Source organism: Maribacter sp. MJ134, from assembly GCF_003970695.1.
GTDB lineage: Bacteria > Bacteroidota > Bacteroidia > Flavobacteriales > Flavobacteriaceae > Maribacter.
Window position 1 is genome coordinate 814,679 of record NZ_CP034570.1, and the last position, 11,874, is coordinate 826,552.

Annotated in this window: 11 protein-coding genes and 1 riboswitch; of the genes, 7 read left to right on the plus strand and 4 right to left on the minus strand. The window is 38.8% G+C overall.

Features of this window, described 5'->3' with window-relative positions; translation table 11 throughout:
* Nucleotides 1-6 precede the first annotated feature (6 nt).
* The gene (locus tag EJ994_RS03445) at nt 7-1,047 is read right to left on the minus strand and encodes an ABC transporter substrate-binding protein (RefSeq protein ID WP_317128094.1); all 1,041 of its coding nucleotides are present in this window, start codon (nt 1,045-1,047) and stop codon (nt 7-9) included.
* 73 nt (nt 1,048-1,120) lie between these two features.
* Nucleotides 1,121-1,345: riboswitch (cobalamin riboswitch) on the plus strand.
* 86 nt (nt 1,346-1,431) lie between these two features.
* Between EJ994_RS03445 and EJ994_RS03450 the strand changes: the two genes are divergently transcribed.
* Entirely contained in the window at nt 1,432-3,318 is a 1,887-nt protein-coding gene (locus EJ994_RS03450) for a TonB-dependent receptor plug domain-containing protein (RefSeq protein WP_126591212.1), read from the plus strand.
* Nucleotides 3,319-3,397: 79 nt separating this feature from the next.
* Here the strand turns inward: EJ994_RS03450 and EJ994_RS03455 are convergent, their stop codons facing one another.
* Entirely contained in the window at nt 3,398-4,861 is a 1,464-nt protein-coding gene (locus EJ994_RS03455) for a S41 family peptidase (RefSeq protein WP_126591213.1), read from the minus strand.
* A gap of 52 nt (nt 4,862-4,913) precedes the next feature.
* Nucleotides 4,914-6,443, minus strand: coding sequence for a S41 family peptidase (locus tag EJ994_RS03460; protein ID WP_126591214.1), 1,530 nt, complete (start codon nt 6,441-6,443; stop codon nt 4,914-4,916).
* A 234-nt stretch (nt 6,444-6,677) separates the two neighbouring features.
* Between EJ994_RS03460 and EJ994_RS03465 the strand changes: the two genes are divergently transcribed.
* The 6 genes from EJ994_RS03465 (at nt 6,678) to EJ994_RS03490 (ending at nt 10,388) form a co-directional block, all read left to right on the plus strand.
* Nucleotides 6,678-7,187, plus strand: a complete 510-nt coding sequence (locus EJ994_RS03465; RefSeq protein WP_126591215.1) for an RNA polymerase sigma factor — start codon at nt 6,678-6,680, stop codon at nt 7,185-7,187.
* On the plus strand, nt 7,174-7,608 hold the full coding sequence (locus tag EJ994_RS03470; protein ID WP_126591216.1) for a hypothetical protein: 435 nt from the start codon (nt 7,174-7,176) through the stop codon (nt 7,606-7,608). The genes EJ994_RS03465 and EJ994_RS03470 overlap by 14 nt, the downstream gene beginning before the upstream one ends.
* 11 nt (nt 7,609-7,619) lie before the next feature.
* Nucleotides 7,620-8,165, plus strand: coding sequence for a DUF4252 domain-containing protein (locus EJ994_RS03475; protein ID WP_099574896.1), 546 nt, complete (start codon nt 7,620-7,622; stop codon nt 8,163-8,165).
* 98 nt (nt 8,166-8,263) lie between these two features.
* On the plus strand, nt 8,264-8,806 hold the full coding sequence (locus EJ994_RS03480) for a DUF4252 domain-containing protein (RefSeq protein WP_126591217.1): 543 nt from the start codon (nt 8,264-8,266) through the stop codon (nt 8,804-8,806).
* Nucleotides 8,807-8,879: 73 nt separating this feature from the next.
* Complete coding sequence (locus EJ994_RS03485; protein WP_126591218.1) at nt 8,880-9,422, plus strand: DUF4252 domain-containing protein; 543 nt, start codon at nt 8,880-8,882, stop codon at nt 9,420-9,422.
* Between the two features lie 156 nt (nt 9,423-9,578).
* On the plus strand, nt 9,579-10,388 hold the full coding sequence (locus tag EJ994_RS03490) for a mechanosensitive ion channel family protein (RefSeq protein WP_126591219.1): 810 nt from the start codon (nt 9,579-9,581) through the stop codon (nt 10,386-10,388).
* Nucleotides 10,389-10,455: 67 nt separating this feature from the next.
* On the opposite strand, the gene purB is transcribed toward EJ994_RS03490, so the two are convergent.
* A complete protein-coding gene (gene purB, locus EJ994_RS03495) occupies nt 10,456-11,802 on the minus strand; it encodes an adenylosuccinate lyase (protein WP_126591220.1) in 1,347 nt (448 codons plus the stop codon).
* Nucleotides 11,803-11,874: the final 72 nt, after the last annotated feature.

Genomic DNA, 11,874 nt, shown 5'->3' on the forward strand with positions numbered 1-11,874 from the left:
GAGGAGCTAATTCATAATACAGCAAACCTCCTGTTGCTCCAAGCGTGTTTGCAAAGTATAGATACGCCTTTCTTTAAAAGGTTTAAACTGGGGGTAGTGCGGGCTAGCATCCTTCATGTCCTTATATGCGGTAAATTGAGCAGGTGCCACCCAAAAATCGGCCGACTCCGCTTTTTGGAGTACGCTTTCCCAACTTAGGGAATGACTGCCCGTTTCAGGTGTTCCTTGCCAAAGATAGTTGGCATTCGCATCTTTTATAAACTGTCCGGCCCAGCTATTGCCACCAGGAAGGTACCAAACGTCTTTATACATGGCCCCACTCATCACCGTTGGCACGCTGGTAGCCTTTTTAGCTATTTCTTCTGCTGCCGAATACGCTGTCTCAATTTCTTTGAAAATGGAGGCTGCTTCTTTTTCTTTTTGAAAGAAAGGGGCAAAGAACTTTACCCATTCCGCTTTGCCCAAGGGAGTATTTTCTGTCCAGTCTCCGTTGTAAACGACCGGAATATTAGAACGCGAAATTGTTTCATAAGCCTTGTTCTGGGCATTTATTCCAAAACCGACAACAAGTTCCGGATTCAGGGCAATGACCATTTCGGTATTTAGGGATTCATTGTTGCCCAATTCCTTAATAGCTCCATTATCAATTCGTTTACGAGCTTCCTCAGAGGAAATGTACTGTGTGTCTGGAAACCCTGATAACTTATTCAATACTCCCAAAGCCTCTAGTGCTGGTATATGCGTAGTGGACGTGACAACTATATTGTCTATAGGAACGCCAACAATTGCGTCGTAGGCTTCTTTGTTTAAGGTCATTGCGGCCAATTTGTCCTTTGGAATCAACGCATACGTAAATACCGACTCCGCATCTGGCCACGGGGATGTTATTTTAATGAGTGTAAGGTCTCTTGATTTTTCAATGGTAAAACCGTTGGCATGGGTTACGGAAACTTCCTCTACCGTAGTTTGTGTGGGGAATTGGCCCTTTTGAACGTCCTTACAACCAAAATGTAAGAGGAGAAGGAGCAAAAATAGGTTTTGTTTCAAAGAATAAATTTTAATTGATTTTTCAAAAGTAGTATTATTTCACCTTTGCTTAGAAAGATTAAACAAAATGTTTACTTTCGTTTTGAATTTTGGTGTCCGTTATTTTTTAATGATGGACTTAAAAGGGAATCCGGTGCAATTCCGGAGCTGTTCCCGCAACTGTAAGTTTATGCCAAATCTGTTTTGGCACCTCTTTTAAAGAGGGAGTTATTTACTTCTAAAGCCACTGCCGTTAAAGGTGGGAAGGCAAAATAACTTTAGACAAGTCAGGAGACCTGCCAGAAATAAGTCTGCCGATGGCAGCGAAAAACTATTGTTAAACTTTCGGGATAAAGGTTTACGTATGGGTACAGACATACTATTCGCTCGAACAAGAGATTAAAAATGAACAAAAGATTATTAGGCTTTGGCGCTCTGGCTTTGCTATGCGCTAGCATGTTCTCACAAGAACAAAGACAAGAGAAACAACAAGACTCTATGAAACTTCAAGAGTTGGATGAAGTTGTGGTAAGTGATTCGCGTTTTGCATTAAAACGTGAGAACTCCGGTAAAACCGTCGTAAGAATATCAGCCAAGGAACTGGAACGAAATCAGGGTAGAACCCTTGCAGAAATCATCAACACTAAAAGTGGTATTGAAGTAAACGGTAGTAGAAGCTTTGCAGGCCAAAATATCTCCGTTTTTGCCCGTGGAGGAAATAATAGACAGGTATTGGTCGTAATTGACGGTATCCAGGTCTCTGACCCATCTAATGTAAATGGCGAGTATGACTTGCGATTGCTTAATCCTTCACAAATAGAACGTATTGAAATATTAAAGGGAGCTGCCAGTACTTTATACGGAAACTCGGCCGCTACCGCCGTCATCAACATTACCACTAAAAAAGCAGTGAACGAGGGTGTCGCCCTAGAGGTGTTGTCAAATTTTGGTACAAATCAATCTTCCGGGGAACAGAATACTAATATTTCTGATTTTTCGAATACGGTGACCTTAAGGGCAAAGCAGGATAAACTATCCGTCCTTGCGTCTGGAGGGCATCAATTTACGGACGGACTTTCCGCTGCCATAGGAGAGGAGCCCGATGATTTTTCTAGAATAGACGGTAACTTTTCCGTAGGCTATCGATTCACGGAAAAATTCGATATTACCGCATCGGCCTTTTACAATAAACTAAATTCAGACTTTGATAATGGTTTTCCTGTAGAAGATGCGGATTTTAGTTTTAGAAGTGAGCAATCTCGTTTTGGCCTTGCATCAAAGTATAGATATAATAACGGAAGCTTTCAAGTAAAAGGTGCTTTTAACCAGATAACAAGGAGTTTCAAGTCCAGCTTTCCGTCGGCTTTTGATTCGGAGTCGTTTGTTCTGGATATATTCAATAAATATACTTTTAGCGACAAATTTTATACCATTGTAGGCCTTAATATCATTGAAAATACTACGGTCTTTACAGAAGAAGAAAATACCACCAGTACAGATCCTTACGCCAATGCCGTTTTTGTCAGTGACTTTGGATTGAACCTGAATATTGGAGCGCGTTTAAACAATCATAGCGATTATGGGAGTAACTTTATTTATAATTTTAATCCGTCCTATACTATCAAAACCACAGATGGATACATCAAATTCCTAGGTTCCTATGCTACCTCGTTCATTGCACCCAACCTATCGCAATTGTACGGACCTTTTGGGGCTAATGCTGAGTTGGCGCCAGAGGAGAATATAACTTTGGAAGGTGGTATAGAGTATAGACCTTCTGATAATTTTAGGATCAGTGCGCTCTATTTTGATAGACAAGAAGACGGACGAATTCAGTTTGTTACCATTGACCCAACTACTTTTGAAAGTCAGTACAGGAATGCAGCGGAGACTGCAAATTTTAATGGTCTTGAAGTGGAGTTGCAGGCGCAACCAATAGAAAGGTTGAATATAAGCGCAAATTATACCTATACGGACGCCGATAACGGTTTAGCTTTGCGAATTCCTAAAACCAAAATTAACGCCAATGTGGGATATGATTTCAGCGAGCGTACTTTCTTCTCACTAGCGTACCAATATGTTTCTGAGCGTTCCGATACCGATTTTGCTACCTTCACCACGGTGGATTTAGAATCTTTTGGTCTTTTGGATTTCAATATGAAACATGATTTGAACAGTAAGATAAGCTTCTTTTTCTCTATCAGTAATCTTCTCAATGAAGAATATGTTGAGGTCATAGATTTTACCACAAAAGGACGAAATCTACGGTTGGGAATGCGCTTAAGATTATAATTTCAAAACTTTTTTAATACAAAAAGAGCGGCCTATGGCCGCTCTCTTTATATTTTAAATCCGTTGATATATGTCCCGACTAATTTAAGTTATAGTGGGTATCGTCTATCATTTTATTGTGAAGCGGCTCTGTCATTTGTGAACTACCCATTATATCTATCGGTGTCTTTACCGTAAAGCTGCGCTTATCGGATAATCCTGTTATTTCTTGAATGGCTCTGGCCAATAAAGGTTCGTTCTGGTCACCAAGTGTACCAAGATTACTTAAATCCTCTTTTTGCTCAATATCCGGAACCAAACCACTCGTAAAATCAGAGAAACCTTCTGCATTCTCATTTCTGCCCAGTAAGGGTTGAATGGCCCACTGATTATTAGGGTTTATTTTATTTACTCTGGACGGATTATACAAATAAGAGTTTTCGCGGTCGTCTACCAAGGTTGTTGAAAATTCATTTTTTCCTCTGGTAACATCGCCAATTTGAACAACATCCGTATAGGGTTCCAAACTATTTATAAGGAGCTCACTAGCAGATGCAGAACTTCTCGTGGTCAGAACATACACTTTAGGCAATTCTAAGGAATTGATGGTTCTGCTGCCGACGCGGTCTGCGAAATAAACCTCTAGCTGACTTGTTGAACGCTGTGCTTGAATCTTATCGTTATAGCGTTTTCTAAGGAACAAATCTGAGGTATTCGTCCCATAAATCATACTCGCTAGTAAACGTGTCGTATTCACCGAACCACCGGGATTATATCGTAGATCTACAATAAGATTATTTACTCCGGAGGATTCAAAGGCAACAAAAGCATCATACAGATCATCATCATATTCGTTGGTGAATTTGTTGTACATTAAATAGCCTATTTTCTCATTGCCGATCTCGAAAGTTTTGGCAATGAAAACAGGGTTTTCAGCAAGCGCCTCTTGTTTGGTAAGCTCTACTTCTCTATCATTGGGTGTAACCTCACCATTAACAAATGTTGCCATATTTAGAGTGTAGGTGCTGTTATCACCGAACAAAAGATCAATATAGTTGTCTTCTGTCAAAGGCTGGCCGTCTACTCCGGTAAATAAGTCCCCTCGTTGAATGTCTTTGGTAGCACCGTCCGAGTTTGGGAGAATATAGCGCACGTATCCAAAAAGATTTTGACCGCTAGCAAACCGTACCAAGCCAAACTGCACTCCGTTACTTCTGGAGATACCGGCCAGGGAGTTTGTAAGCTCACGATAATCTGAATTGTAGAAGCTAAATCGATCCTCTATAAATTTTAATTTCCCATCGAAGAAATCTGCTGGATTTTCCTCAGAGACTAAAAAAGAAGTGTATGCTTCCCGGCCCTCATTAGTATTCTCGAACCTATCATCTGCCAGATCAGGAACTTCATCTTGCCAGAAATACCAAAAGTTCATGGCTTTCCACATAAAATCCTGGACGGCCACTTCCTCTGAAATTGGGTCTACAGTATTCGGTATTTCAAATTCATCGGTCTTGGAACAAGATAGTGCAACGAATACCAGTAAAACGAAATAATATTTTTTCATGAAAAATTCCAACTAATTTATCCTGTACAAAAGTAACGTCTAGAACAGACTATTATTTTCTATTGGGCATATCTAAGTGCATAAGACCGTCCATAAGTGAAACATTGGTATTTTCTTTAAGGTCATAGGACCCAAATAAGGTATTCGCGGTCATAGCAGGTGTCAAATCAATTTTACCGCTTTCTCCAGTTATTCGGCTTATAGTCAAAGCAAGTAGGGGTTCTGAAGGGTCTCCTAAAACGCCAAGATTAGAAATATCTTCTTCTAATTCAAAATTAGGTACTAGGCCAGAGGTATAATCGGAAAAACCATCAGCATTCTCGTTTCTTCCCAAAAGGGGTTGTATTCCCCATTGGTTATTAGGGTTTATGTTAGCTTCTCTATCAGGGTCGTAGAAATAACTATTTTCTAAATCATCTACAAAGGTTATCGAGAATTCGTTCTTACCTGTAGTCGTTGTTCCTATTTGAACAACATCCACGTACGGTGCAAGACCGTTGATTACGAGCTCGCTTGCAGAGGCAGTGCGGTCCGTTGTTATCACATATACCCGTTGCAGATTTAATGCATTTATAGGGGAACCATCTATAGTAGTGCTGGAAAAGTTTGTTTCTCCGTCTCCCGGGTCAAAAGTAGATTGAATCTTATTATTATACCTCGCCTTTAAGAAAAGGTCATTCGTGTTTGTGCCGTAAACAGAACTTGCGATTTGTACTGCCGTACTGACCCTACCGCCACCATTGTACCTAAAGTCTAACACGAGTTCCTGAACACCTTCTGACTTAAAGTTTCCAAAGACATTGTTCAGTTCTTCGTCAAAAGCGGCTAAGAAACCATTGTACATAAGATAACCGATTTTAATTCCGCTTTGTTCCAATACGTTGGATACAAGAATAGGATTTTCTGAAAAATTGTCCACCTTAGTTAGAGTAACTTCCTTGTTGTTCTCGGTAATACTATTGTCTACGATTTCAGCCATATCCAAAGTATACGTGGTATTCTCACCGAACAACAAATCTCTAAAATTAGTTCTATTGAGTCTTTGACCATCAACCCCGATAAAAATATCACCTCTTTTGATATCTTTCGTTGAGGCATCTGAATCTCTTGCGATATAGGTAACTACGCCATATACATCATCACTACCTTGAAATAGATAGAGTTGAAATTCCAAACCATTGCTTCTAGATACTCCCTGAAGTCTACTCACCAAATCCTTATAATTTTCCGCTGCAAAGGAGAAACGGTCTATGGCAGCAGCTTCACCGACCACGCGTTCATGATTATAACATATTTGATAGAAAAAATCTTCTGGATTAGGCTCATCCTCTAAGAAATCTTCGTAGGCCACTTGTGTCGCAAAGCGATCATCTGCCAAATCAGGAACGTCTTCTTGCCAGAAATAAAACGCATTCATGGCCTGCCACATAAAGTTTTGGGCCTCAATATTGACCACCTGGGGATTTTCTTCAACAACTTCCTCCTCCTCAATGACTTCTTCCACTAATGGAGCATCATCATTTTTATTACAGGCAGTGAAACAGACTCCGAGTACAAGGAGTGATAAAAAGTACTTTTTCATAAATCTCTTTTTTTAGCAATATAAATATTTTAAGCAATAATTATTCCAGAATACAGAAATGGTAAAATTCATTGCTCCCGTCACAATCTTACGATAGATACGTAATTCTTTAGTGTAAGGATGTTAAATTTACTTACATATGGTATTAAAAAAAATTTATTGTAACAAAATTCGTTGAATGTCGTCTTCCTTTTGTAGACCAATGAATGGGTTTGCGAGCAACCGAACCAACAAATGAAACAAACGGAGTTTTTAAATGTGGTAATGCCTTTTAAGGATAAGCTGTACAGAATGGCCAAACGGTTATTGGTGTCCAGCGAAGAGGCAGAAGATGCTACGCAAGAAATTCTTTTAAAGTTATGGTCCAAGAAAAAAGCAATGGGTAGCTATAAGAATGTAGAAGCCTTTGCGATGACAATGACAAAGAACTTTTGTTTAGATCGATTAAAATCTAAGCAAGCAGGGAACCTTAAATTGGTACACAGCAATTATAGTGATGATAATTCCTCTTTACAAAAACAGGTAGAGGCAAGGGATAGTGTCAGCTGGGTAGAGCGGATAATGGAAGAATTACCCGAACAACAGAAGATGGTATTGCAGTTAAGGGATGTTGAGCAATACGATTATGATGAAATAGAAGCGCTTTTAGACATGAAACCAACGGCAATACGAGTGGCCTTGTCAAGAGCAAGAAAAACAGTAAGAGAAAAACTAATGCAAAAACATAGTTATGGAATTGGATAACATAGAGAAATTATTGGAAAAGTATTTTGAAGCAACTACTACAGTTGCAGAAGAAGAAACTCTTAGGGACTATTTTTCTAAAGAAAGTGTAGCAACGCATCTAGAGCAGTATGCTCCCATGTTTCAATACTTTTCAAAAGCCAAAGAAGAACGATTTACAAGGCAGGTCCCATTAAAAGCTAAAAATAATATATATAAGTGGGCATCCGTTGCTGCGGCAGTAGTTCTTGCATTTGGAGTTTATTTTGGTAATGACTACCGAGAACAACAAATTGCGGATCAAGAAAAAGCTTTGTTGGCTTACAATCAAACAAAAAAAGCCTTTGCACTCTTGGCCGTTAATTTTAATAAAGGCACTGAAAAAGTAGCTTATTTAAATGAATTCGAAGAAACAAAACAAAAAATTTATAACAACAATTAATAGTAAATATGATGAAGAAAATAATAGTTACAATAGTAATGGCAATGGCGTGCTATACCGGATTCTCACAATCCATGTTCGATAAATACGAAGATTTGGATAATGTAAGTGCGGTAGTGGTAAACTCTAGTATGTTCAGGTTATTATCCAATATCGATGTAGAAGTCGATGATCCGGAAGCACAAGACTTTATGGATATCGCCAAAAGTTTGAAGAACTTAAAGGTTTTTATTACCGAGGACAAAAGTATCTCTGCAGATATGATGAGTACAATGAACAAGTACTTAAAATCCAATTCGCTTGAAGAGCTAATGCGAGTGAAGGATAAAGAAGCCAATGTAAAGTTCTACATTAAACAAGGTAAGGACGAAGATCACGTTAGCGAACTTTTAATGTTCGTAACCGGAATGAAAAACGTGGATATGGACGTTAACGGAAGAAAGTTTGAAACCGTATTACTTTCCCTTACAGGAGATATCGACTTAAATAAAATAGGCTCCCTAACAAGGAAAATGAACTTACCCGAAGAATTGAATAAAGCGGGTAAAAAGCAATAACAAGCAGAACGTATGGGTATTGCTGATCGTAAAACAACAGTATTGGCAAGACTCTTTTTTATTAATAATTCATCAATAACAAATCAAAAAACAACATCATGAAAAAAGTAGTAGCAGTATTTTTAATAGCCCTTTTGCCAACATTTGGTTTTTCTCAATCCATCTTTGATAAATATGAAGATATGGATCAAGTGGGTTCGGTAATCGTAAATAAAGGGATGATAGATCTAGTCTCCAAGTTAGGAGCGATGAGTGACGATGCTGAAGCCAAGGAATTTATGGAAGCGGCAAGCGGTTTAAATCGGGTCAAGGTCTTTATGACAGAAGATGCGGCGGTATCTGCAGATATGTCCAAAACTGTGAATAAGTATTTAAAATCTTCTAAGCTAGAAGAGTTAATGCGCGTTAAGGACAAGGATGTAAACGTAAAGTTTTACATAAAGGAAGGAAAGAAGAAGGATCACGTGTCAGAACTATTAATGTTCGTTTCAGGATTGGATAATGTTGAGATGGGACATAACGGCAGAAAATTAGAAACTGTTCTGGTAAGTTTAACCGGCGATATTGATTTGAGCAAAATTGGCACCATCACCAACAAAATGGATTTGCCCAAAGATTTAAACAAGGCAGGCAGAAAATAAATAAAAATTGAACGTCCCGTTTAAGAAAACTTACTTAAACGGGACGGTTTAATGAATTGTAAAGCTAATGGGTATGAAAAAAATAATTAGAATCTGTCTTTTGTTAATGCTGGTCATTGTATCATCTTGTTCTTCAACACAGAGCTTACAGGAGTACTATGTGGACAACTCGGAAAATCCAAATTTTTTGTCTTTTGATATTCCTACCAGTCTTTTGAATTTAGAAGAAGCGGAACTAACCTCAGAACAGAGAAGTGCTTTTGAGTCCTTAAAAAAACTTAATATTCTAGCCTTTAAAAAAACCTTGGACAATGTTGCTGCTTACAAAACGGAGAAAGCTAATGTAAAGGCCATCTTGGCAAATGACGATTATACAGAATTAATGAAAATGAACACGGAGTTCGGTAAGGCCGCTATTCGTTATAAGGGAGAAGAGGATGCCATAGACGAGGTTATTATATTTGGCGATAACAAGGAAACAGGTTTTGCTCTTGTACGTGTACTGGGAAAAGAAATGAACCCAGCACATTTCGTTCAATTATTACAAGCTTTACAGAAATCTGATTTCAATGGCGAGGGTCTTGGAGATTTAGGTAATTTTTTCAAAGGAAAATAGTACTACAGGTTTTTAAAGAATCCTGCTTCGTTCAAAACGGAGCGGGATTTTTTAATTTGTACGGTAATTGACACATTAATTTTGTGACCTTCTAGATATTTTTGTTTCTTACTAATTGTAAAAATCATATTAACACTAAAACAACAGAAAACTATCATGGAAGACGCAAAAGTATGGATTGATAAAGGAATTGAATTTATCACCGAATTCGGCCCAAAGCTAATTGGAGCTGTAGTAATTTACATTATCGGCTCGTGGATAATTAAAAAGATAATGAAGGTGCTGCGGGGCACGATGTCCAAAGCTGACTACGATAAATCCCTTCAGAAATTTCTTTTGAGTCTTGCCAAATGGGCACTGACAATATTCTTGATCATTACGGTTATCTCTACGTTAGGCGTTGAGACAACAAGTTTAGCAGCGGTAATAGCGGCCGCAGGTTTAGCCATTGGTCTAGCGCTTCAAGGTTCGCTATCGAATTTTGCGGGTGGCGTTTTAATCATCATTTTTAAACCATACAAAATTGGTGACTTGGTAGAAGCTCAAGGTGTATTGGGTAGCGTTAAGGAAATCGAGATTTTCACTACAAAATTGATAACGCCACAAAACAAACTTGCCATTGTGCCAAATGGTGCCATGGCCAACGGAAATATAATTAACTATACCGCAGAAGGTAAAATGCGTGTAGATACAACTGTCGGCGTGGATTATGGTTCCGATATCAAAAAAACAAAAGAGGTACTTTTAGCAATGTTAGAGGCAAATCCTTTAGTACTTAAGGACCCAGCACCAAGTGTGAACGTAGAGGAGCTAGCGGATAGTTCGGTAAATCTTGCCGTAAGACCTTTCTGTAAGCCAGAAGATTATTGGGACGTTTATTTTGGAACAATCGAGGGTACGAAAGAAGCCTTGGATAAAGCGGGAATAGAAATTCCTTATCCACACGAGGTTCAGATTAACAAATAAGAATAGTTTTTGCAACTGAAAAGACCGCTAATTAGCGGTCTTTTTTTGTTTCTGGTACATATAAGTTCTATATACCTGTATAGTTACTTGGCGTAATCTGTTTCAGTTCTTTTTTAATGGTTTCAGAAACTTCGAGTGTATCTATAAAGTTTCCTATCGATTCTTGGTTGATTTTCTCGTTCGTGCGGGTAAGACCTTTTAACGCTTCGTATGGATTAGGATATCCTTCGCGTCGAAGAATAGTCTGAATCGCCTCGGCAACTACAGCCCAATTATTTTCAAGATCCTGCTCAAACTTATCTTTGTTCAACAGTAATTTATTCAATCCTTTTAAAGTGGCTTGAAAAGCGATTATGGTATGTGCAAATGGTACGCCCACATTTCTTAAAACGGTACTATCCGTAAGATCGCGCTGTAGTCTAGATACGGGTAATTTGGCTGATAAATGTTCAAAAATGGCATTGGCCAGACCCAAGTTACCTTCAGAATTTTCAAAGTCTATCGGATTTACTTTATGCGGCATCGCAGAAGAACCAACTTCACCGGCTTTTATTTTCTGTTTAAAATAATCCATGGACACGTAAGTCCAAAAGTCACGGTCTAGGTCTAATACAATCGTATTAATTCTTTTCATCGTATCAAAAAGTGCCGCTACATGGTCATAGTGCTCTATTTGGGTGGTAGGGAAGGAGTGGTGAAGCCCTAGTTTTTCCTGAACAAAAGTGCTACCAAAATTTTTCCAATCAATAGTTGGGTAGGCTACTTTGTGGGCATTAAAACTTCCTGTCGCACCACCGAATTTAGCCGCACTAGGAATATCGTTCAAGAGGTTGAACTGTTCTTTTAAGCGTTTTACGTAAACCGATATTTCTTTTCCTAAACGTGTGGGAGAAGCTGGTTGCCCATGTGTTCGTGCCAGCATGGGAATGGCAGCCCATTCTGCGGTTAATTCCTCTAACTTCTCGAGTAGTTGAAAATATTGAGGAACGTAAACCTCGTTCATGGCTTCTTTTATGGAGAGCGGAATAGCCGTATTATTTATGTCTTGAGAGGTTAGGCCAAAATGAATGAATTCCTTAAAGGCGGAAAGCCCCAGTTTGTCGAACGCCTTTTTTATGAAATACTCAACAGCTTTTACATCGTGATTCGTGGTCTTTTCAATCTCTTTGATATCCTCGGCATCCTTGGTGTCGAAGTTGCTATAGATTTCACGGAGAACACTAAATTTGGAATTGTCAAAATGGGCAAGTTGTGGCAACGGAATCTCACAAAGCGCTATAAAATATTCGATTTCAACCCGTACCCTATATTTAATAAGGGCTGCTTCAGAGAAGTAGGGCGCTAGACCCACCGTTTTATTTCTATAACGACCATCTATTGGAGAAATGGCATTTAATTCATCGAGAGCTGTCATGTAAATGGCTTGTTTGTATTGAAAAGGCCAAAGATACCTATAACTGCTAGAGTTTAAAAATGGACTTCAGCT